General features: G+C 55.5%; 18 protein-coding genes. 8 read left to right on the plus strand and 10 right to left on the minus strand.

The window, feature by feature from the left end:
• The first annotated feature begins 114 nt into the window (after nucleotides 1–114).
• From ABJ205_RS10240 to ABJ205_RS10260, 5 genes are all read left to right on the plus strand, one after another.
• Nucleotides 115–765: a DUF4167 domain-containing protein gene (locus ABJ205_RS10240; protein WP_348159096.1), complete on the plus strand. Its 651-nt coding sequence runs from the start codon at nucleotides 115–117 to the stop codon at nucleotides 763–765.
• A 50-nt stretch (nucleotides 766–815) separates the two neighbouring features.
• The gene (gene lnt / locus ABJ205_RS10245; protein WP_348159098.1) at nucleotides 816–2,474 is read left to right on the plus strand and encodes an apolipoprotein N-acyltransferase; all 1,659 of its coding nucleotides are present in this window, start codon (nucleotides 816–818) and stop codon (nucleotides 2,472–2,474) included.
• A 107-nt stretch (nucleotides 2,475–2,581) separates the two neighbouring features.
• Complete coding sequence (gene metK, locus ABJ205_RS10250) at nucleotides 2,582–3,829, plus strand: methionine adenosyltransferase (protein ID WP_348159100.1); 1,248 nt, start codon at nucleotides 2,582–2,584, stop codon at nucleotides 3,827–3,829.
• Between the two features lie 19 nt (nucleotides 3,830–3,848).
• Nucleotides 3,849–5,066, plus strand: a complete 1,218-nt coding sequence (locus ABJ205_RS10255) for a DUF418 domain-containing protein (protein WP_348159101.1) — start codon at nucleotides 3,849–3,851, stop codon at nucleotides 5,064–5,066.
• Between the two features lie 113 nt (nucleotides 5,067–5,179).
• The gene (locus ABJ205_RS10260; protein WP_348159102.1) at nucleotides 5,180–6,274 is read left to right on the plus strand and encodes a hypothetical protein; all 1,095 of its coding nucleotides are present in this window, start codon (nucleotides 5,180–5,182) and stop codon (nucleotides 6,272–6,274) included.
• A gap of 21 nt (nucleotides 6,275–6,295) precedes the next feature.
• Here ABJ205_RS10260 and ABJ205_RS10265 read toward each other — a convergent pair whose 3' ends face one another.
• The 7 genes from ABJ205_RS10265 to ABJ205_RS10295 form a co-directional block, all read right to left on the minus strand.
• Nucleotides 6,296–6,688, minus strand: a complete 393-nt coding sequence (locus ABJ205_RS10265; RefSeq protein WP_348159104.1) for a hypothetical protein — start codon at nucleotides 6,686–6,688, stop codon at nucleotides 6,296–6,298.
• A 32-nt stretch (nucleotides 6,689–6,720) separates the two neighbouring features.
• A complete protein-coding gene (locus tag ABJ205_RS10270) occupies nucleotides 6,721–7,239 on the minus strand; it encodes a hypothetical protein (protein ID WP_348159106.1) in 519 nt (172 codons plus the stop codon).
• A gap of 26 nt (nucleotides 7,240–7,265) precedes the next feature.
• Entirely contained in the window at nucleotides 7,266–7,811 is a 546-nt protein-coding gene (locus tag ABJ205_RS10275; protein WP_348159108.1) for a MarR family transcriptional regulator, read from the minus strand.
• 78 nt (nucleotides 7,812–7,889) lie between these two features.
• Complete coding sequence (locus ABJ205_RS10280) at nucleotides 7,890–9,053, minus strand: CoA transferase (RefSeq protein ID WP_348159110.1); 1,164 nt, start codon at nucleotides 9,051–9,053, stop codon at nucleotides 7,890–7,892.
• A gap of 14 nt (nucleotides 9,054–9,067) precedes the next feature.
• Nucleotides 9,068–9,733, minus strand: a complete 666-nt coding sequence (locus ABJ205_RS10285) for a CoA transferase subunit B (protein ID WP_348159111.1) — start codon at nucleotides 9,731–9,733, stop codon at nucleotides 9,068–9,070.
• Nucleotides 9,734–9,749: 16 nt separating this feature from the next.
• Nucleotides 9,750–10,931: a hypothetical protein gene (locus tag ABJ205_RS10290; protein ID WP_348159113.1), complete on the minus strand. Its 1,182-nt coding sequence runs from the start codon at nucleotides 10,929–10,931 to the stop codon at nucleotides 9,750–9,752.
• A gap of 13 nt (nucleotides 10,932–10,944) precedes the next feature.
• The gene (locus tag ABJ205_RS10295; protein WP_348159114.1) at nucleotides 10,945–11,667 is read right to left on the minus strand and encodes a CoA transferase subunit A; all 723 of its coding nucleotides are present in this window, start codon (nucleotides 11,665–11,667) and stop codon (nucleotides 10,945–10,947) included.
• A 621-nt stretch (nucleotides 11,668–12,288) separates the two neighbouring features.
• On the opposite strand from ABJ205_RS10295, the gene ABJ205_RS10300 reads away from it, so the two are divergent.
• Nucleotides 12,289–14,598 carry a CDC48 family AAA ATPase gene (locus tag ABJ205_RS10300; RefSeq protein WP_348159116.1) on the plus strand — a complete coding sequence of 770 codons (2,310 nt, stop codon included), beginning with the start codon at nucleotides 12,289–12,291 and terminating at the stop codon, nucleotides 14,596–14,598.
• Between the two features lie 18 nt (nucleotides 14,599–14,616).
• On the opposite strand, the gene polA is transcribed toward ABJ205_RS10300, so the two are convergent.
• Entirely contained in the window at nucleotides 14,617–17,454 is a 2,838-nt protein-coding gene (polA, locus tag ABJ205_RS10305) for a DNA polymerase I (RefSeq protein ID WP_348159118.1), read from the minus strand.
• Between the two features lie 262 nt (nucleotides 17,455–17,716).
• On the opposite strand from polA, the gene ABJ205_RS10310 reads away from it, so the two are divergent.
• Nucleotides 17,717–18,040 (plus strand): hypothetical protein, encoded by a 324-nt coding sequence (locus ABJ205_RS10310; RefSeq protein WP_348159119.1) that lies wholly within the window; start codon nucleotides 17,717–17,719, stop codon nucleotides 18,038–18,040.
• Nucleotides 18,041–18,141: 101 nt separating this feature from the next.
• On the opposite strand, the gene ABJ205_RS10315 is transcribed toward ABJ205_RS10310, so the two are convergent.
• Nucleotides 18,142–19,197: a serine hydrolase gene (locus ABJ205_RS10315; RefSeq protein WP_348159121.1), complete on the minus strand. Its 1,056-nt coding sequence runs from the start codon at nucleotides 19,195–19,197 to the stop codon at nucleotides 18,142–18,144.
• Nucleotides 19,198–19,479: 282 nt separating this feature from the next.
• Here ABJ205_RS10315 and ABJ205_RS10320 point away from each other — a divergent pair, with 282 nt between their 5' ends.
• Complete coding sequence (locus ABJ205_RS10320) at nucleotides 19,480–21,828, plus strand: DUF305 domain-containing protein (protein ID WP_348159123.1); 2,349 nt, start codon at nucleotides 19,480–19,482, stop codon at nucleotides 21,826–21,828.
• A gap of 4 nt (nucleotides 21,829–21,832) precedes the next feature.
• Here ABJ205_RS10320 and ABJ205_RS10325 read toward each other — a convergent pair whose 3' ends face one another.
• Nucleotides 21,833–23,248 carry a tetratricopeptide repeat protein gene (locus ABJ205_RS10325; protein WP_348159125.1) on the minus strand — a complete coding sequence of 472 codons (1,416 nt, stop codon included), beginning with the start codon at nucleotides 23,246–23,248 and terminating at the stop codon, nucleotides 21,833–21,835.
• Nucleotides 23,249–23,299: the final 51 nt, after the last annotated feature.

Here is a 23,299-nt window from a genome sequence, read left to right on the forward strand (position 1 = left end):
TCAGACAACGTAGAGTGCGAGCGCGCTGTATGTGCGGCGCAAAGACGAAAGGTCTATGAGCCGAAGGTGCCATTCTTTTAGGAAACGCTAGGCTCGTTAACAGGAAGATATTCCTTGAATAACAATCGTAATAACAATCGTCGCCGCGGTCGCGGTAATCGTGGCAATCAAGGCGGCAGCAATAATCAGAACCGGATCGACAGCCGCGCGCGGGGCAATGCGCCGCAACTGCTCGACAAGTATAAAAAGCTTGCTCAAGACGCGCAGCACAATGGCGATAGGGTTCAGGCTGAATATTACCTCCAGTTCGCGGACCACTACTTCCGTGTGATCGCTGACAATAAGGCGCGTCAGGACGAAGCGCGGGCCAAACGTCAGGAAGAGCGCGGCGGAAATAACGAAGATGGCGATGAGGATGATGGCGAAGGTCGTCGCCGCAACAATCGCCGTGGCCGTGGCCGCCGCGATGCCCAAGAGGGCGATGCCCAAGAAGAAATGGCGCAAGGCTCTGAGGGTGAAGCGGGTTCCGAAGGCGAGCCAGCCGGTTCTGAAGAAGAAAACACCAAGCCTAAGCGCCGGGCACGCAAACCCAGAGATGATAAGCGTGACGAGAACTCGGACGAAAAACCGCGTCGCCGTTCACGCAAGCCAAGACCTGCTGAAGACGCTGGTCAAGATTCTGAGTTTGACGCAGCTGCCTTGCCCCCTGCAATTGGGGCCGGCGCAGGATCGGACGATGCGGATGACCTCGAGGTCGCTGGTTGATCTAAGGGTCCTGAGCTAAGAGCGGTCGAAGCGGTAAGAGCTCAGCAATTATGGCGGATCAAGCGCTGAACACATTTCGGAGTAAGCTCGGTAGCTATTGGAACCGGGCGACCAAATTTGCACAGAGTTGGCCGGGGCTGACCTCTGGCGCTCTGGGTCTGGTCGCAGCGCTTGGATTTCCGCCTGTTCACGCATGGTGGGTTGCGCTTCCTGCACTTGCGTTGTGGGTGGCGCATTTGCGCAGCGCCGCCTCATGGAAGGGCGCTTTGTGGATCGGTTGGACATTCGGTTGGGCGCATTTGACGCTCGCCAACAATTGGATCGCGACCGCTTTTACATACCAAAGCGACATGCCCGAGACGCTGGGATGGGCGGCGGTGCCGCTTTTGTGCGTCTACCTCGCAGTCTATCCAGCGTTTGCGGCCATGGTGACGCATTTGCTTGCGAAGCGAAGTGGGGTGCCGGCGTTCGGGGCGGTTCTGGCGAGCGCTTGGATCGTGACCGAATGGCTTAGGAGCTGGGTGTTTACGGGCTATCCTTGGCCGCCTTTGGGTCTGATGCTGCTTGGCGGATGGGAAACGCCGGGTTGGGCAAGGTATCTTCCGTGGCTGGGCACTTACGCCCTGTCTGGATTGGCTATTTGGCTAGCGACAACGCTGATTTGGGCCGTGATAAGCAATCAGCAAAGCCGTGGGCGCTTAGCTGCGGCGTTTGTTGGGACCTTCGCAATTATTGCGGGACCTATGTTCCTGCGTGTTTGGTCGTTCGAGCACACCGATATTAACTACACACTCGTCCAACCTCTCATCCCGCAAGATGAGCTTAACGACGGCTCCAAGTTCGAAGAGCAGTTCCAGCGCACCGCGGGTCTAACATCCAAGAACGCGGACCAATCGCGGCTTGTTCTATGGCCGGAAAGCGCGGTGCCGGATTATCTCGAAGACGGCTATCCGCAGCGATATTACACTCGGATGACGGCGGGAGCGGATCCCGATTTCGCAAGGCGCCGCATCGGCATGGTGATCGGTCCGCAATCGACTTTGCTTGCCGGCGTTGTAAACCTCAATATCAGCACGGGCGCTGATGGTATCCCTCGGGCGCTGTCTGCGCGCAACTCTGTAATTGCGATGAACGGCGAAGGTGCGATCACGGATCACTACGCTAAGGCGCATTTGGTGCCTTATGGTGAGTATTTGCCGCTTGAAAGCGTGCTGGGTGCGATCGGATTGTCGCGCCTGACCTCTGGCACCATTCCTTATATTCCCGGACCTGGGCCCGAAACGCTTGACCTAGGTGAGCATGGCAAGGCGGGTGTCCAGATTTGTTATGAGATCGTGTTTTCCGGCCAAGTGGTCGACCGGGAAAACCGGCCGGATTACCTCTTCAATCCTTCAAACGATGGTTGGTTCGGCGCGTGGGGCCCGCCTCAACATTTAGCACAGGCAAGGATGCGAGCGATCGAAGAGGGGCTTCCTGTACTTCGCTCCACCACCACTGGTATCAGTGCAGTGATCGACGCAAAGGGTTTGGTCGTCCAGCATGTCCCGTCTGGCGAGGCAGGGGCGCTTCACGGTCAAATCCCCGAAGCGCGCGCTCCAACACTATTTTCCAAGCTCGGAAATGCTCTTCCCCTCATGTGGGCGGGATTGCTCGCCTTTTTAGGTTTGGTAGGCCCAAGATTACTTGCGCTGCGACAACCGCGCAGCTAGGCCATCACCAAGCAGACATAAAGGTTTCCTTATATCTGTAAGTAGCGCGTCAAAGCGCGGATCGATCATCGGCGTTTATCATAAACTGGGGAGGCCCCATTAATACCATGCGAAGCGATTATCTCTTTACGTCTGAAAGCGTTTCTGAAGGTCACCCTGACAAAGTCTCTGACCAGATTTCAGATGCCATTGTTGACCTTATGTTGGCCAAAGACCCCGAAGCGCGCGTGGCTTGCGAAACAATGACCACGACCCAGCGCGTGATCCTCTCAGGCGAAATTCGCTGCGCGCCGATGTATGATGAAAACAACGATGCTTGGGCGGTTAATGGCGGCTGGGCTCCGGGTGCCAAAGAAGAGATTGAAAAGGCTGTGCGCCAGACAGTGCGCGATATTGGATATGAGCAAGATGGCTTCCACTGGAAGACGTTGAACTTTGAAAACCACCTCCACGGCCAATCTGAGCATATTGCGCAAGGCGTGGATGCAGGCGCAGAAGGTTCGAACAAGGATGAAGGCGCAGGCGACCAAGGCATTATGTTTGGTTTTGCCTGCGATGAAACGCCCGATTTGATGCCGGCGACCCTCGATTACAGCCACAAAATCCTCGAGCAGCTTGCGAAAGATCGGCACTCTGGCGCTGCTCCTTTCTTGGAGCCTGATGCCAAGAGCCAAGTGACCTTGCGTTACGAGAACGGCAAGCCGGTTGGATGCACTGCATTGGTGGTAAGCACCCAGCACTCAGAAGGTTATGACGAAGGCGCAAAAGAGGCGGAGCTTCACGCTTACGTCAGAGGTGTTGTTGCCGATATCCTGCCTGACGGTTTCATCTCTGATGAGACAAAATGGCACATCAACCCTACGGGCAGTTTTGTCATTGGCGGGCCTGATGGGGATGCGGGTCTGACGGGCCGCAAGATCATTGTCGATACCTATGGCGGCGCAGCTCCGCATGGTGGCGGCGCGTTCAGCGGTAAAGACCCAACCAAAGTCGATCGCAGCGCCGCTTACATCACGCGTTATTTGGCAAAGAACGTTGTGGCCGCAGGACTTGCCACCCGCTGCACAATCCAAATTGCCTATGCAATCGGGGTGTCTGTGCCATTGTCACTTTATGTTGATACGCATGGCACTGCGGCCGATGGTGTGACCGATGCAAGCCTCGAGGAGGCTATCAATTCGATCGGAAAACTGGGCGGTCTAACGCCGCGCGCAATCCGCACACATCTTGGTCTGAATAAGCCGATTTACCGGGTCAGCGCGGCCTATGGTCACTTTGGCCGCAAGGCTGAAGGTGACAGTTTCCCATGGGAGCGCACGGATTTGGTCGAAGACTTGAAGGCAGCGCTCGCCTAATCGGGTAGGGCGTCTTCTGATGGAGACGCCAGCACCCAATAAAGCCTCATCCAAACCCCGGATCATAGAGCTGGACGCCCTGCGCGGTGCGGCGGTGATCGGCATCGTTTGGATGAATATCTATGTCTTCGCATTGCCCGCGCAAGGCTATTACAACCCGACTGTTTGGGGACCGGGCCTCGGCGAGGCATCGCGGCTTGATCGCATCATCTGGGCAATCAGCTTTGTCTTTATTGAAGACAAATTCCGCACCTTGTTTGCGATCCTGTTTGGGGCCGGTTGCTTGATACTGTTGGAGCGCGGCGGAGGCAGGCCTTGGCGTGCGCATTACGCCCGAATGGCGGTGCTTTTTGCAATCGGCGCGGTTCATTCAATATTCTTTGCGAGCAATGATGTTTTGCGGGTCTACGCGCTGGCGGGCTGCGCTTTGCCCCTGCTTAGCGCGCTCAGCGCAAGGGCTTTGTTCGCAATTTGCGTTGGTCTGATCGCTTTGCACGTTGGCGGCGGGATTGTTGCTTTGGGTGTGAGCGTGCTTGATTTCTATAAGGGTCGGGAAGCAAGCGATGCCGCAATTTTCGCAGAGCGCGTCTTTGGCTCCAACCCTGCGTCGGTCCAATACATGATTGACCAAGGCCGTTTGGCATGGGGTGATCGCATTGCGGGAAGGATTGAGGGCTTTGGCTCTCAGCTTACCGTTGTTGCCAGCGCTATTCCCATCAATTTAGCCGCGATGGCTTTGGGAATGGGGCTTTGGAAGAGTGAGTTTCTGAAAGGCAAATGGCGACTTTTTCTCCTCCAACGCTGTGCGGCCATTTCCGCACTCTTTGCCATTCCTGGGTTGCTTGGGCTGGCATGGTGGGTGTCCGGCAATGGGTTTCCGGCGAGCATCGTTGGCATGACAGGCCTTGTCCTGTCCGCCCCTTTTGATACCGCCTTAGGTTTGGCATACGCCGCTTTGGCGATGGCTTTTTTCCGTTCAGACGCTCCCGCACGAAAACGCATGGCAGCTGTGGGCCGCTTGTCGCTCACCAACTACTTGCTGACCTCGGTCATCCTGGCCGCCATCTTTGCGAGCTGGGGTTTAGGGCTTTTTGCGGAGGTCTCCAGAACGCAAGCGCTCGTGATCAGCTTCGTGCCAATCGCAGCCATGGTGATCTGGTCGCCCATTTGGATACAGCTCGTAGGGCAAGGGCCAATTGAACGGCTCTGGCGCGGCGGGTCGCGCGCGTTGAGTTAACCCCTTAGGGATTCTCGGGACTGTTCCTGTGCGCAAATAATGCTTTGAACTCTTGCCCCTTGCTGCGAGACTGATCCCAGTTAATCGCGCAGGGTATTGGTAGGGGGTTTTATATGCGTTCAAGTATTCTTGGGGTTTTGTTTCTCACAGGTATTTGGGCTCTGCCAATGGCATCTGCCAGCGCGCAGGTACCAATTGAAATTGAGGTAGGCGCGCCTTGGACGCATCCTCATAGCGGTATCACCGTGCCCAGTGAATTGGGAGGGTTGCGCCGCGGGCAAGCGACGCAGTTTGCGGAAGATTTTCTGAATATTGGATTTTCATTTCCTAGCCCCGACGGGACAGCAGAAATCTCGCTCTATATCTATCGCGACACAAATGGCGCGGTACCGGTATGGTTTCGGCAAGCGCAGACAGGGATTGAACTACGCGATATCTACGCAAAACCCGAACTGACTTTTGGGGTGGAGCAATATGGTTGGCCAGGAGCTGAAGAATGGCAAGGGTTGCGCGCCATCTATGCCACACCAAATAGCCGCCAGATCGCTAGCACTGCCGTAGTCTTGTTCTCGGTCGATGGATGGCTTGTTAAGATGCGGGTGTCCTCTTTCAACAAGGGACCAGAAGAGATGGCCCTTATGATCGACGCAGCCTTTGCGGAGCTAACGCCGCCAAATGCAAAGGTCGCCCAGTCTCCTGCCATTGCTGTCGAAGACTGCGAGGAGAAGCTTAAGTTTAAAAAGGCCAGAGATGCAAAGACCGACGGGGCTTCTTCGATTTTGGGAGCTTTATTGGGATCAATTGTCCCTCGCGGTGAGCAGGATGAAAGCGAAGAGGGTGAGGCGGCCACGCCAGAACCAGCGAGCGTTTGGTGCCGCGATGGGTCTCTAAACCCCACTCAAGTCGCTTACCGCGCCAATGGCGCGACCGATGCCTATCTTTTGGCGATTGGCGATAGCGGAATGGGCGTTTCGGTTGGTCCCGATGCGGCTGGACAAATTCTCCAGACTGAGCGCCCAGATTCCAAGCCGAACTATTCCATTACCCTCATCACAGACAGTCGCAGGGTCAATTATGCGCCTCAAGACCGGTTGCCTTCATTGCGCCGTGTAATGGAAGTTTTGAATGCGAACCAGGCGGTGAGCAGCATGTCGACTTGGGGGGACGAGAATACGATCAACATCCAATCGGGCGCCCTCGAAAATTGAGGGCGCCTTTACTGGGTTGGATCAAGCTTGGGGGTCGGCGGCTTTTGCGGCCCATTGTTCTTCTCGGAACCAATGGCCCACTTTGCGGCCGAACTTGGCAATCGCATTCATATTGAAGAAGTGCATTGCGCCAAGGGCAACGACCACAACTCCCACTTTGCTAGACAGGAACTGGATCGCGGCAATCGCGCTTTCGGGCGGGGTTCCAAAACGCAGGGTGAGAAGGATCCACCCAAGGTTCACAAGGTAGAAGCCGACCACCAGCAAATGGTTGGTGGAGGCGGCAAGGGTTTCATCATGGCCAAAACACTCCGTCAGGAACACAAGGCCGTTCTTTGACAGAGTTTGCGCAACCCAAACGGTCAATGCGATGCTGAGGGCGAGGTAGATCAAATAAGAAGTGAGCGCGTACATAGGTAATTCCTTTCGCTTCTTCGATTTAGAATTCAGTGAGTGAGATCGTGGATGGGGTTGGTTCTGCGCTGTGCGACGATTTCCTTGGCGACATTTCGCCTTTGCGCCGCGCCTTCGCGCCACCGTCCCCAAGGGTAGGCGCAGGCGAAGCCAGCCACTGCTCCCACTGCCGGAAACAAGAGCATGTCCGTTGGCTGTCGGTGCACTTCGAAAATCACTGCGGTAGCTAGGAAACCAGTGATCGCGCCGGTTGCTGAGTAAACAGCGACAGTTTCCTTGCCCATGGCTTTAAGTAGCCAAGTGATCGGTAGGCCGATGGCGACGAAGCCCATGAATGTAAAGATGGCTACAAAGAGCCCGACAAAGACCACAGCTGCACCAAAGTTGGCCAGATCAGTGTCAAAGCCAGCTTTCAAGCCGAGCCCAATCAACATGGCCAGCGTGCCTGCCAAAATGCCGCAGCCAACAGATACAACAAATTGATTCAACCCAGATCCTTCGTTAATTTCTGTAATTTCAGAAACTCCGTTTTGCAGATCGTCATCAATCATTGTGACCTCCTTACAATTGCAGTGAGTTACTCGGCCGATTTGACGGGAAGAAAGCGGGCAATACCGCGCCCAAGTTTCATCAGTCGCACCAAAGTTGGTTTGGGCAGGCCGCGCACATCAGCGTACCATCCAGTGAGTGTGCCGATAAATTCGTGCATGCGGCCGATGCGCTCGCGCACATGGGCAGGCACGTCATCTCGGCCCTCAAGGCTTTCCGCAAGCTCGCCCATAAGCTGGACCGTTGGGTCCATCTCGCGGCGCTTTCGCTCGGCCGCGATCTTCATCAGCATGTCCCAAAGGTCGGTTTCCGGCACAAAGTGGTCGCGCCGATCGGCTTCGACATGGACACGGCGCACAATGGCGTAAGACTGCAATTCTTTGAGGCCAGTGGAGACGTTGGAGCGCGCTAACCCCAAGGCCTCGCAAATCTCTTCTGCGTGAAGGGGTTTGTTGCTCAGATAAAGCAGCGCATGGACCTGTGCGACGGAGCGATTGACGCCCCATTCGGTGCCCATCTCACCCCAATGCAGGATGAAAGACCGTGCCTCCGGAATATCGAGCAGCTTGCTCACGACTCGCCTCGCTTTCGTTATTTCTGTAATTACAGAAATTCACGGAACTTGCAAGAACTTCGTTTGTCGCGGCGATGTTTACGAGGGATCGGCTGTGTCTTCACCCAGCATCGGGGATGGGCGATCAAGCGCCAGTTCGGCATCAGAAAATGTGAAAGGGCTGCGCACACCGGGCATTCCGCCAAGATCCACCCGGAGGCCTCGAGCCAGCACTTGTGGATCGGCGAAAACCTCGTCCAACTGATTGATCGGTCCAGCAGGCACGCCTTGGGCATTGCACGCTTCAATCAGGTCCATCTTGGCCCAGCTGGCGGTCTCCTTAGCAATCTCGGCATCGAGCGCGCTCGCATTCTCTACCCGCCCGCCATTGCTGGCAAAGCGTGGGTCTGAGGCAAGGTCGTCGCGACCGAGAACTTTGGTCAACTTCACAAAAAGCCGGTCATTGGCAGGCGCCAAAATGACATGCCCGTCGCTTACCGGGAACACGCCGTAAGGCGCCACTTGCGCATGGGCATTGCCCATCCTTGGCGGATTTTCGCCTGTGGTTAGGTGGTAGGTCGCCTGATTGGCTAGCAGTGCGACTGAACAATCGAGCAGGCTCATATCGACCTGTTGCCCCTTGCCCGTCCTTCCTCGCTGGATCAGCGCGGCTTGAATAGCGTTGGCCGCGTAGATGCCGGTTGTCAGATCGCTGATCGACACACCCATTTTCACTGGCACGTTTTCCGGCTCACCCGTCACGGACATAAAGCCGCTCATACCTTGAACGACGAAATCGTACCCAGCCTCGTCTTTGCGCGGTCCTGTCTGTCCAAATCCCGTGATTGAACAATAGACAAGTGCGGGATTTTTGCCGCCCAATGCCGCAAAGTCGAGCCCGAATTTCGTAAGACCGCCAGTTTTGAAATTCTCGATCAATACGTCTGCATCGCGCGCCAGATCGCAAACAAGGTCAAGGTCTTCTGCCTTGGAAAAATCAGCGATGACACTGCGCTTTCCGCGGTTGCAGGCGTGATAATATGCCGCTTCGCGGTGGACCGTGCCATCGACGCCAACCCGCTCCACCCACGGCGGCCCCCACTGCCTTGTGCCATCACCCTGTGGGCTTTCAATTTTGATCACATCTGCGCCAAGATCGGCCAAAATCTGACCCGCCCAAGGCCCTGCAAGTACGCGCGCAAGCTCGAGGACTTTAAGCCCAGCAAGCGGGGCATTCGGGTTTCGAGGGCTATCCAGCCACATAAGGTTTACGCCTCTTATGCCGCTTCCAGAGCCACTTCGTACGCTGCCGTGGTGGAGGCGGCGATATCCTCTTCGCTGACGCCAGGGGCAAGCTCAATCAACCGGAAGGCTGCATCTTTCGATGAGCGGTGAAACACGCCCAAATTGGTGATGACCATATCGACCACATTTGCACCTGTTAGAGGCAAAGTGCACTCCGGTATCAGCTTGGCGCTGCCGTCTTTTGCGGTGTGATCCATAACCACGATGATCTTTTTGACCCCGGCGACAAGATCCATCGCGCCGCCCATGCCTTTGATCATCTTGCCCGGGATCATCCAGTTGGCGATGTCGCCATTTTCGGCCACTTCCATCGCACCCAAAACGGTCAGGTCAATATGTCCGCCGCGGATCATTGAAAAACTGGTGGCGCTGTCAAAATAGGCGCTGTGCGGCAATTCGCTGATGGTTTGCTTGCCAGCATTGATAAGATCTGGGTCCTCTTCGCCCTCGTAAGGGAAGGGGCCGATACCAAGCATGCCGTTCTCGCTTTGCAGGGTCACCAGCATCCCTTCAGGAATGTGGTTGGCAACCAGCGTCGGGATGCCGATCCCAAGATTGACGTAATAGCCATCTTGCAGCTCCTTGGCCGCGCGCGCCGCCATTTGGTCACGGGTCCAGCCTTTCGCCTCATCACTCATAGTCTTGCCTCTTTGTTTAGAGCAGGGGTTGCGGGATGAGGAACCATCCATCGCCAATCAGGGGTTCAAGAGAATTCGCATCCGAAGGGTTCTTCAGATAGTCGTAAAGCTCGTCAAAATCCGAGCGTGTATCGCCAGCAATCGCGATCAAGCAACTGATCTGCGACAACTCTTCGCGAAGGGTTTGTTTGCGGTCATCGGACCCGCGAACAAGCAGAACGCGATCTTCGTTCGCAAGGTCAAGCCCGCTATACGTAAGAGAGCGCTTGATCGCGTCCAACTTGTCGATTCCATTGCCGGAGATCCATGCCACCGAAACACCGCTTTCGCGCAATTGCGCAAGGCCGCGTGCAAGTCCTGACGGCGGACGCGAAGCAGTGGTCGAATCAAACAAAGCCCCTTCTGGGTCTAGATCGATCAGAATCGTAGGCGAGACGCCGCCGCATTGCGCCTTCACCGGCTCCAGTGTGACGCGGTTGCTCAGCACCGCGGCCTCTGGCTCATCTTCGGTGCCGATCTGACGTTGGTTTGCGTAAGAGAGAAACTGATTGACCCCCGATGGCGGCCCCAACACAGAACTTGATGCGAAGCCTGGGGCTGGGGCTGGGTTATCAGCTGCCGCGCTGACCGGCGCCGTAGTTGCAGAAGAAATAGGCGCAGTGAGCGGTTCGCGCGCTGATGGAACCGGCGTTGGAAGAGGGCGCACGATCCGATTAGTGGGTGCAGGTATCTGCACAGCTGTTTGCACAGGAGGTTCTGGCGCAGATGAAATTGAAGAGGCTGGCGAAATTGTAGAGGCTGGCGCTGCGGCCAGTTCGCTTTCCGGCCTTGCGATCGGTTCCGGAGTTGCCGCGCTGATTGAAACGGGATCGCCGACCTGCGCATTGTTTGCAAAAGCTGCGTTGAAGTCCGCACTTGCAGAACTGGCAGGAGGTGAGGCCGGCGCAGGTTCTGTTCTAACGGGCGCAAGGTCAGAATTTACAACCTCGCCTTCATCACCTGATGTCGCAACTTGCACGGTTGGATTGGGCAGGTTCGCATCGCTGTCGTCTTTAGAAATAGAGCGGTCGCCCAGCAATCCGCCTGCCGCCAAGGGAAAAGCCGCCGCAACACACCCTTGCAGTGCAAGGGCTGAACCTAGAACAAATGCTGCCGATGCCAGCTTATTGGAGCGGGTGTTTCGAAGTTCCTTTGTCATTTAGGCCTCCCCCTTACGCTTCCTCGCGTGAGCGAACGGTGCGGAATTCGATTTTTTTGTCATACGGCGCACCAAGAACCATACGATTGACAAATACGCCCGGCAAATGAATCTCATCCGCTTCCAAAACGCCCGCCGGAACTATTTCCTCAACCTCCGCGATACAAACCTTCCCGCAGGTTGCCGCTGGTTGGTTGAAATTGCGCGCTGTTTTGCGGAAAATGAGATTGCCCGTCTCATCCGCCTTCCAAGCCTTTACGATGGCCAAATCAGCGAAGATGCCGCGTTCCAAAATATAGGTGGACATGACGCCGTCTTGATCTGGGAATTTTTGATGTTCCTTACCCTCGGCCACCTGTGTTCCGACACCGGTCTTTGTGAAAAAACCAGGAATGCCGGCCCCGCCTGCGCGCATCCTTTCGGCTAATGTGCCCTGAGGGCAAAATTCCACCTCAAGCTCGCCTGATAAGAATTGCCGTTCAAACTCTTTGTTCTCACCGACATAAGAAGAGATCATCTTCTTCACTTGGCGTGTGCGCAGCAGCTTACCGATGCCTTCATTGTCGATGCCCGCATTATTGCTTGCAAATGTAAGGTCGGTGACGCCGCTCTCTTTGATCGCGTCCAAAAGGTGTTCTGGGATGCCGCAAAGGCCAAAACCGCCTGCGGCAACAATCAAATCATTGGCGATGACGCCCTCAAGCGCAGCAACAGCGTTCGGGTAAATTTTTGACATAGGAAAAGTCGGTCCGTTCAATTTCCATCGGAAAGCCCGCCAAAACCCGAACGATCCGCATCAAAAGGCGGCGCTTGGCTTTGGTCGGACCATATGAGGTCACAAACCCCTGATTAGTATGATGCAACCGCGATGTCACGGGTTAGAGATTAAGCATGAGAGATTGTATCTGGGCACACGCAGAAGCGCAAACCTGCTCAAAAAGCGGGCAAACGCATAACAATTAGGCCTAACCTTTTGCGCAAATTCGCATGAAACCGGATTTCTTCCGACTATGTGGTGCATTTCTTGCATCTAACGATGCGGCTTTCGCACTTGCACAATAACGCTGGTGACGGCAAAAAACCTGCGTGCCTTCGGGCATCCTCTCCCAAACTTTAAAGCCCGGCCTTTGTGCCGGGCTTTTTTTGTCTCGAGTCTATGGCGATCGAGACAAATATCCTTCTTTTGCCGTCCGTAGTTGCTGATGAACGGTTGGCTTTGGCCACGCGGCTCTGAGGCATGCCCTTATGTGCACTTACAAAGTGCTATTTGCATTCCCACCTTCTGCATCCTAGCTAATTGTGATCATTCCATTAGATCACTGAGTTGATCGTATTTTTCAGCCAAAGGATATCGCCCATGGCAGACGCTGATACAGCCGCCAGTTCTAGTAACACTCTTCGGCTTCAAGTGGCGCCTGCACGACAAGAGGAATCGGGGCAGGGCATCACAAGAATGCCCCGCACGGCATTCCAAAAGCTTGGCATCACCGAGGGCGATGTTGTGGAGATCGTCGGCAAGCGTTCGACTGCGGCGATCGCACTGCCTGCCTATCCGGAGGATGAAACATTAGATGTCATTCGGCTCGATGGGCTTCAACGCGGCAATGCGGAAGCCGGGTCAGGGGAGCATGTTGATATTCGTGCCAGCGAATCGCGCCCTGCGACACGAGTCGTATTCGCCCCGGCTCAACGCGATATGCGTTTGCAAGGTCCAACGCAGGCGCTGAAACGCAATTTCTTTAAAAGACCATTGGTCACAGGGGACCTTGTCGCCACTGCTGGACAACAACCCGTCCAGAACATGCCATCAGATGTGCGCCAATTGTTGCGCGCTCCGGCCTATGCGCTGACGCAAATTCGGCTTTCGGTCCATGCAACCACTCCGAAGGGTATCGTCCATATCGACGAGAACACCGAGGTTGAGCTGCGCACTGAATTTGAAGAACCGCGTGATGCGCGCGGCACAGTCAATTATGATGATGTAGGCGGGATGGAAGACACCATCACGGCGCTGCGTGAAATGGTTGAACTGCCCTTGCGCTATCCGGAATTGTTTACGCGCCTTGGCGTCGATCCACCTAAGGGCGTGCTCCTTCATGGCCCTCCGGGCACCGGGAAAACTCGTCTCGCTCAGGCGGTTGCCAGTGAAAGTGACGCTGATTTCTTCATTATCAATGGGCCTGAAATCATGGGCTCGGGTTATGGCGAGAGTGAAAAGCGACTTCGCGAGGTATTCGAAGAGGCCACGAGGGCATCGCCTGCCATCATCTTTATCGACGAAATCGATTCTATCGCTCCCAAACGCACGCAAGTGCCCGGTGAGGCCGAGAAACGGTTGGTCGCCCAGATGCTCACCTTGATGGATGGGCTGGAAGCGCGCGCAAACATCGTTGTGATTGCGGCAACCAATCGGCCTGATGCAATTGATGAGGCGCTGCGCCGTCCGGGCCGTTTTGACCGAGAGATCATTGTAGGCGTGCCTGATCAAACTGGTCGGCGTGAGATTTTGTCCATCCACACTCGCGGCATGCCGCTGGAGACGGGAATCGATCTGGATCAGCTTGCACGCATGACGCACGGCTTTGTTGGGGCCGATCTTGCCGCGCTTGCTCGTGAAGCTGCGATTGATGCCGTGCGCCGGATCATGCCCAAGCTTGACCTTGATGCGCGGGAAATCCCGCCTCAGGTACTCGAAGAATTGCGCGTGACACGCGATGATTTCCAAAGCGCTCTAAAACGCGTTCAACCCTCGGCAATGCGCGAAGTCATGGTGCAAATGCCCAAAGTCGGATGGGACGATATTGGCGGGGTTGGCGATGCAATCGACAAGCTCAAAGAGGGTATCGAGCTGCCCTTGAAAAACGCCGAAGGGTTCCGCCGTTTGGGTATTCGCGCAGCCAAAGGCTTCCTTCTTTATGGACCTCCCGGCACAGGCAAGACCTTACTGGCAAAGGCCGTTGCGAAAGAGGCTGATGCGAACTTCATCTCTCTGAAAAGCTCAGACCTCCTCAGCAAATGGTATGGAGAGAGCGAACAGCAGATCGCCAAACTCTTCGCGCGCGCGCGCGCCGTTGCGCCGTGCGTCGTGTTTATCGACGAGATTGATAGCCTTGTTCCTGCACGCGGAAGCGGGCAGGGCGAGCCGCAAGTGACGGGCCGCGTCGTGAACACGGTCCTTGCTGAGATGGACGGGCTCGAAGAACTGCAATCGGTAATCGTCATTGGCGCGACCAACCGTCCGACCTTGGTGGATCCAGCTCTCCTTCGCCCGGGCCGGTTTGATGAGCTGGTTTATGTCGGCACGCCCGACCTAGAAGGACGCCGACATATTCTGGGCATTCACACAGAGAAAATGCCGCTTTCAAGCAATGTCGATTTGGATGAAGTCGCGGCCAAAACCGAACGCTTCACTGGCGCAGACCTTGAAGATGTCGTGCGCCGGGCGGGTCTGGGGGCTTTGCGGCGGATGGGCGGCGACGTTTCAGCTGTCGAGATGCAAGATTTCGATGACGCGCTGGGAGACAGCCGAGCGACAGTGACGCCCCGGATGGAAGCCGAATACCGAGCAATGCGAGGTGAGCTCAAAAAACGCGCAGTAGAAGCCAATCCGATTGGCTTTTTTGCGCCGGAGAATTTGGAAGCGACGCGCGCCGAAAAGCACGAATAGGCCGCGCGTTCCTTTGCCCTAATGCGCCGCGTCCCAACTGGCCCCGGTACCGATGTCGATTGCCAAAGGCACGTCGAGCGTTACCGCTGGTAACGCGGCCTCTGCCATGACACGTTCGACAATAGGTGAGGCAGCGGCGACATCGCCCTCTGGCAATTCAAACACCAATTCATCGTGGACCTGAAGTAGCATCCGGACATCGTTCAATCCGGCATCGCGCAGCGCGGGAAGCATCCTTGCCATGGCGCGTTTGATGATATCGGCGCTGGTGCCCTGGATCGGCGCATTGATCGCGGCGCGCTCTGAGCCTTGGCGTTCGGCCTGGTTCTTTGACTTAATCCGCGGGAACCATGTTTTGCGTCCGAACAGTGTCTCTGAGTAGCCCGTCTCGCCAACGCTTGTGAGTGTCTCGGAGATATAACGCTGGATACCGGGGAAGCGCTGAAAATAGGTGTCAATCATGGCTTGGGCTTCATCGGGTTCGACTTCCAACCGGCCAGCAAGACCCCAGCGTGAAATACCATATAGGATCGCGAAGTTGATTGTTTTTGCCTGCGCACGGGTATCGCGGGTGACTTGCCCAAACATCTCTGTCGCTGTGCGCGCGTGGATATCTTCACCCGCCGCAAAGGCTTCTTTTAGCGTGCCAACATCGGCCATATGTGCCGCCAAACGCAGCTCGATTTGGCTGTAGTCAGCCGCAAGAAGGACATTGCCGTTCTCCGGCACAAAAGCCTCACGGATTTGCCGGCCAATCGGCGTGCGAATGGGAATGTTCTGAAGATTGGGATCGGTTGATGACAGTCTGCCAGTCTGCGCTCCGGCAAGGCTATAGCTGGTGTGCACTCGGCCTGTGTTCGGGTTGATCTGGGCTTGCAGCGCATCGGTGTAAGTCGATTTCAGTTTTGACAAATGGCGCCATTCCAGCACCTTTTTGGTGATCGCCGCGGCCTCCGGATCGCTGCTTAGCTTCTCAAGCGTGGATTGATCGGTCGAGTAAGCGCCGCTCTTGCCCTTGCGCCCGCCTTTGAAGCCCATCTTATCAAAAAGGATTTCGCCCAATTGTTTAGGTGATCCAACCGAAAACTCTTCGCCGGCGGCCACATGGATCGCTTTTTCGAGGCGCGCTGTCTCGGTTGCAAATTCTTCTGAGAGTTTTGCGAGGCGTGCGCGGTCCACCTTGATGCCTTCGCGCTCCATTCCAGCGACCACCGGAATAAGGGGGCGATCAACGCGTTCGTAAATGGCGCTACCGCCTTCCTCGGAAAGGCGCGGTTTGAACATGCGGTAAAGCCGCAAAGTAACGTCCGCGTCTTCGGCGGCGTATTCAGTGGCTCGATCCAACGGCACTTCGCCAAACGGGATGGCTTTCTTGCCCGTCCCGCAAACCTCTTTGAAGGAAAGCGGTGTATGGCCAAGGTGGCGGGTCGAAAGGTCGTCCATGCCATGCCCTCCAACGCCTTCCCCGCGGCCTGCGTCAAGATCAAAGCTCATCACCATTGTGTCTTCAATCGGCGAAACGCTGATCCCAGAGCGCTCCAACACGTTCATGTCATACTTGCCGTTCTGGAAGACTTTGAGGACAGAATCATCCTCAAGCATGGGTTTGAGTGCAGCGATGGCATCGGCCATCGCGATTTGATCCGGGGTTTCGGCCAACAGGTCCGTGCCGCCATGGGCGAGCGGGATATAACAGGCGTCATTGGGCCCAAGCGCAAGGCTAACCCCGACAAGATCGGCCCGCATCGCGTTGAGCGAAGAGGTCTCTGTATCAACCGCGACAATCCGTGCCGTCGTTGCCCGGGCCACCCAATCACGTAACCGTTCCGCAGTCTGCACGGTCTCATATGCGGTTCGATCCACATCCGGCATTTCTGGCAAGGCCTGGCTGTTGCCCTCAGCTGTGCCTTTGTCGCCGCCTTTATCCGCTTTGGCAGGATTGAGGTTGTTGGCCCGCTCGGGCGAGCCAGCGCCCGTACCAAGCCGTTTGAGAAGCGAATTAAAGCCGTGCATTTGAAGAAATTCGGCCAACGGTTCTTCAGGGATCTTGCTTAGGGCCATGTCCTCGATCGCGACTGGCAAATCGCAGTCTTCTTTCAAGGCAACCAGAACGCGCGACAGCTCGGCAGCTTCGCGTCCTTCGAGCAGGCGTTCTTTCAGCTTGGATTTTTTCATGTCCGGCGCTTGGTCGAGCGCCGCGTTGAGCGAGCCGTGTTCGGCAATCAGCTTGGATGCGGTTTTTGGGCCTACGCCGTAAATGCCGGGCACATTGTCGACGCTGTCCCCCATCAAAGCGAGGACGTCACCTACCAATTCAGGCGTCACCCCAAATTTCTCATGCACTTCATTCAGATAGATTCGCTGTGACTTCATTGTATCGAGCATGTCGACGCGCGCACCGTTTTCTTCGCCAACGAGCTGCATCAAGTCCTTGTCAGAGGACACGATAGTGACATCCCACCCTTTGCGTTGAGCCTCGCGCGCATAGGAAGCGATCAGGTCGTCTGCCTCCAACCCCTGTTCTTCAATGCAAGGGAGGCTAAAGGCGCGGGTCGCATCGCGGATCAGCGGAAATTGTGGTCGCAAATCTTCGGGCGGCGGAGGACGGTTGGCCTTATATTCTGGATAAATGTCATTGCGGAAACTCTTGGAAGATGCGTCCAAGATAACCGCCAAATGGGTGGGACCATCTGCAGCATCCAGATCTTCGGCCAGCTTCCATAACATGGTCGTATAACCATAAACCGCGCCAACCGGGGTCCCTTCCGGATTGGTGAGGGGCGGTAACCGGTGGTAGGCGCGGAAAATATAGGCCGACCCATCGACGAGATAGAGATGCTGCTTCTTATCTGACATGGCCCACCTGCTAGCATTGCGCGGGCGCGGGCGTAAGTCGCCTTTGTGCTTCTAGCCCCTGTTGCCCACCAAAAGTAACGTCCCGAAGGCCTGCCTAATTGCGGCAAAAATGAGGCGGGAAAGAGGCGTTTTGCCACATTTTACTTGTCTGGCCACATTTCTGCCACTATTTAGAAGCCCAAGTCAGGCCGTTCTGCCGGGCTTTAGCGCGTTCCTCTAGGAGGGGGGTGCGTGTTCTAAACGCTGAACAAGGAATTTTATTATGCGTAAGATCGTTCTTGCCGCTGCTGTTGCAACTTCTGCTCTTGGCCTCGCTGCTTGCGGTGAAACCGCAGACGCAGTTGCTGACACCGGTGACGCGATGGCTGCTGACGCTGCTTCAATCGTTGAAGAAGGCACCGAAGCTGTTGGCGACGCTGCTGAAGCAACCGGTGAAGCTGCTGAAGGCGCTGTTGACGCGACTACAGACGCAGCTGGCGAAGCTGCTGATGCAACTGCAGACGCTGCAAGCGGTGCGGCTGATGCCGTCACCGAAGCTGCAGAAGCAGCTGCTGACAAAGCTGAATCTATCGTGGACGGCGAGTAATCGCTTTTCGCTAGTTTCAGACTAGTAAAAGAAAAGGCGGCGTCCCTATGCGGGCGCCGCCTTTTTCTTTGCCTGAATTGGACGGGTTCGGGGAGCGTCTCTTAACCGCCGCCCAAACGGGGTGCGCTGACCCAATTGCGGTCCTGGCGCGCGCGCGCTCCAAACCCATCGTAAAGCGCACGAGCAATCGATGCGATCCGTGCTTCACGGGCACGGCGTGTCCCTTGCCCCGTCACATAAATGGCAACAGCAATCGCGCGTCCATCGGGGCTCTCGATAAGGCCAATATCGCTCGATGTGTTGTTGAGTGATCCAGTCTTATGACTGACCTTTGCCTCACCGGGCATATTGGCGATGATACGGCGTTTGCCCGTGACAGTGCGGCTCATCGCGCCAAGTAAGATGCGGCGGCTTTCGTCAGACAAGTATTCCCCGCGATAAAGTCCTGCCAGCAGGCGGACCATGGCTTTGGGTGTTGCCGCATCGCGCGGATCGATCCAATTGGCGGGGTCAAATTCGCCATCATCGCGTACCAATGTCGCGATATCGCGGTCGATCGAAAAATCGGTGATGCCTTGGCGGCGCATCCAGTCGGTTACCGCTGAGGGGCCTCCAACAGCCTTTAAGAGGGCATCGGTCGCCGGGTTGCTGGAGCGTGTGATCATAATCTCGATCAAGTCTATCGCTGCCATCGAATTACCATTGCGCACAGGCGCGGCTGCGGATGAAAACTTCTTCGAACGGACGGGGATAAGCAGAGGGAACTCAGTCGTGAGCGAATAGCGCCCCTGTTCCACCATTTCGAGATATTTGGCAGCGACCGCGATCTTACTGGTCGAAGCCATTGGAAACAATTGATCGCCAAGGACCATGACTTGCTCGCCGGTCGCAAGGTCCCATGCCGCAACGCCAATTCGTCCCTGACTAGCATCAGCAAGTTCAGCAATACGCTGCTCGAACGAAGAGGAATAGATCGCCTCGAAGGTAGAAGGCGCACGGGCCTGCGTGCCAAAAGCGCTGTCAAAGCTCGACTGGAGTTCATGATCTTGCTGGGGTTCATTGCCTTGAGCGAATGCGGGCGTGAAACTTGCAAAGATAAGAGCTGCAGCCGGAATAGCGGCGCGGGCGATCGAGGAGAGAATATATCGGATTGCCATTTGCAGTGCTTACTCCGGACAAGGTTAGCGGCAGCTTAAGCGCGACCCTAGAGTCCTACGATTCGCCGCGACAAGCACTCTTCCCATCGCATGCGGCGAATTGTGCAGCGCTCACGACCGATTCGCGATCTTGGGCCTTATCGCTGCACTAATGATAATGCGCACTGCCCTTCGATTGTTCCCTTGTTGCGTTTCTATAGCTCGGGTCCGGCAGAGCCTTGACTGACGCAGTCAATCGGGCAGGAATGCTGCCAAACGGAATATCATAAGGACTATATGACCATGCAACGCACTTTCGCTTTGGGCTCACGGAGCTTTATCACGGGCCTTCTTCTGACCGGTTCGAGCATAGCGATGGCACAGAACGCTCCAATCCTCTTGCCAGGCGCGCCGGGCGAGGCGAGCAAAACGTTAAGTGCGAGCGAGGCGAGTGAGATTGCGAAAGCAAGCTATACCGACGCGGACGTTGGCTTCATGCAAGGCATGATTGTGCACCACCAACAAGCGGTCGAAATGTCGCAGCTGGTCGAAGCGCGCACCAATAACAAAGAAGTCGTCACCATTGCAGGCCGTATTCTGTCGAGCCAAACTGACGAAATCGAGTTTATGAACGAATGGCTTTCCGCGCGCGGTCGGAAGACTGTGATGGTTGGGATGGATCATTCGGGGACAGACCATGCCACTATGGATCACTCCAATCACACGATGGGGCATTCGATTGACCATTCGCAGATGGCGGGCATGGCAAGCACCGAAGACATGGCCAGGCTCGCAACGCTTGAGGGGACCGAGTTTGATCGTCTGTTCCTGACACTAATGATCGCTCACCATGAAGGCGCGATCACCATGGTTGATGACCTGCTTGAACAACCTGGCAGCGCATCCGATCCAGTGCTCTTTCAGTTCACCAATGACATTGAAAACGACCAGCAATCTGAAATTGATCAGATGGATGTGATGCTGGCTGGCCTTTCCACCGATCCACGCGTCAATCTGGCTGTAGGTTTTGACAATGCAGGCGAGGCGATCATGAACCTTCGCCATGTTGTGGCTTTGTCTAAGCCTGCAGGATTCTTCGATCCGGAGAATCCTGCTGACCTGCGCCCAGCCAAGGTCGATCCTGAAGAAAAGCAGGTCGCCGGGGAAGAGGGCGACCTCACTCCGGCACAGCAAGCAGTGGTCGATGCACGCAATGCGCTCTCTAAAGCCGAGGAAGCCGCAGCCAAAGAGCGCGGCGATGAAGTGGAAGAAGAAAGCCTGACCCAATTTGCAGAGCGTTCACCGCTGCTTGATTTTGCAAACACCGACATGGCTTTCTTTGACGATATCATGGTCACCGGCAATTATCACGGCTTCAACATCTACAAGCTTGGCGATGACGGGGTGCCAAACCTTATGTCATCGGTTGTTTGCCCGGGCGGTCAAGGCGACGTTTCTGTCCACGAAAACCTTCTGATCATGAGCGTTGAGCAAACACGCGGCCGCGTGGATTGCGGGCTTCAAGGTGTTGAAGGCGACGTCAGCAACGAGCGTTTCCGCGGTCTTCGCATTTTTGACATCTCGGATCTAACCGCCGTTCGCCAAGTGGGTCAGGTGCAAACCTGCCGTGGCAGCCACACGCACTCAATTGTCAGCGCCGATGCTGAGAAGATCGTTGTCTATAACTCAGGCACATCGCGGGTACGCAAGCAGGAAGAGCTTTCGCGCTGCATCGACAATGTGTCCGACAGCCGCACCGCTCTGTTCAGCATTGACGTGATTGAAATTCCCCGTGCTGATCCATCAAAGGCACGTATCACCAGTTCTCCGCGTGTGTTCGCCGACAATGAAACCGGCGAGATCGCAGGTCTTTGGAAAGGCGGCACATCCGAAGATGGGGCGCAAGAGACCCGTCAAACCAACCAATGCCACGACATCACTGTGTTCCCGGCACTCAAAATTGCGGCTGGCGCGTGTTCGGGCAATGGGATCATCATGGATATTTCCGATCCTTATAACCCGGTCCGCACGGACAGCGTGTTCGACAAGGGTTTTGCCTATTGGCATTCAGCCACGTTCAACAATGACGGCACGAAAGTGATCTTCACTGATGAATGGGGCGGCGGCGGTCGTCCGCGTTGTAAGGCATCAGACCCAATGACTTGGGGCGCGAACGCCATTTACGACATCGCCGATGGCAAGCTGGAATTCCGCAGTCACTATAAGATGCCAGGGCCGCAATCCGAGAATGAGAATTGCGTTGCACACAATGGTTCGATCATTCCGGTACCTGGCCGTGATATCTTCGTGCAGTCTTGGTATCAGGGCGGGATCAGCGTGATGGACTTCACCGACAGCACCAATCCCAAGGAAATCGCCTTCTTCGACCGTGGTCCAATCAGCGATGAACAATTGGTCGTTGGCGGTTTCTGGTCCAGCTATTGGTACAATGGCCGCATCTACGGCACAGAAATCACGCGCGGTTTGGATGTGTTCGCGCTTCAGGCTTCAGAGCACCTGACAGCTGAAGAGGTCGCAGCGGCAGAGGCAGCAAGCTACGCCAACACCCGCTTTAACCCGCAAACCCAAACGCAGGTTACATGGGATGAGGACGTGATTGAGGCAGCAGCGGCGAGCCGCAAGGGCGGGTAGATTCCTAGTTGGCAGGTGACTGGTCGTGAATTGCGGCCAGCACCAGCTGGCGAAGCTCCTCGCCTTTGACCGCAGCTGGATGTTTATCGCCCAGCGCTTTCATTTGTTCGGGCAAAGCCAGTTCGAGGATTCTGCTTGACCGTTCTAGATTTCCAATTCGGTATAGCAACCGAGCGAGAAAAACTTGAGCGTGAAGCGTCTGCGGATGAAAAGAACCTAATGCCTTCTCATGATTGGGTATACTTCTTTCCAGCTCAGAAATCGCCTCATCAAACTCTCCTATTTCATACAGAATATCTGCTCTCAATGTTCGGCCCTGAAGCGCGCCTATGGTTTCCTCTCCGTGCACTGCTTCCAAGATGTGAAGGGGTTCTTCTAGGCATTTCAATGCATCCTCATTCTTGCCCAGCTTGCGCAAGACTTGGGACTTTAAGGTGCGAGTAAGAAGAACTGTATCTGAATCATCAGGGAGCACCCCAACAAATAGTTTTAGAAGTGTCTCAACCTCTTCCAGAGCCTCTTTATCGCGCTGAGCCGCTGATAGAATTGCGACAAGCAGGTTGTGTGTAACCAGAACGGAGATTGCCTTCTCGCCCTCTACACGTTGCCGCACCGGAAGAAGCTGGCTCACTACGGCCAGCGCCTCTTCTACCAAGCCAGAACGCCACATCGATTCCGCTAGATTGTGTCTGACAGACAAGCCGTTCGGCGTGGCTTCAAGACCATGCCGCCGCGCTAGATGCAAACCGCGCGTATTGAAGAGCAAGCAAATTCGATATCTTCCGTTTGCATAATGCTGTTTATGCGCTTTAGAAATTGCTGATATTACGCGCTCAGCTTCCAATGGTGAGGATGCGTCAAATCTGGAGGCAGCGAGTTGAAGCGGCTCACCGTCGACGATCTCGATATTTTCGAGGTCGGTGGTTAGCGCTGCGGAATTTTCGAGACCGGGGGCGAGGCTCTTTGCAATCTTCGATAAGCGCAAAGCACTTTCGTGCTCAAACGCGGCGTCCTCACCAATCATGCGGCTCGCATGGAACTCTGCTAATTGGTGCACTACTATTCCTAATGATCCGCGCATTCGTTGATAGCCTTGATCTAAAATATCGACTGCTATCGCATCATTGCCAAATGCACGCTCTTGGTCGGCATTCGCGATCCATTTCCTTGGCATCCATTCATCGCGCTCGTTGGCGAGTTGTTTGTTTTCCTGCTCGGCCTCAGAGAGGTCGAGCCTGAGTTTTCCCAGATCGTCTGACATGCGCAGTTGAGTCTTGGTGACTGTTCGCAGTTTCCAACGTGTCCGAATGTACGCGCCCACAGCGATCAACGCCAAACCAAGGCTGATTACTGTATCAAATGTGACGATACTCTCCCAAACGGATGAGGCTGGTTCACTGCTGGAAAGAACTTTCAACACAAAGGTGACCCCCAAATGTCATCTGAAAATGCAAGCTATGTCTCTTCGCCT

It is taken from the genome of Erythrobacter sp. (genome assembly GCF_039988855.1).
Taxonomy (GTDB): domain Bacteria; phylum Pseudomonadota; class Alphaproteobacteria; order Sphingomonadales; family Sphingomonadaceae; genus Erythrobacter.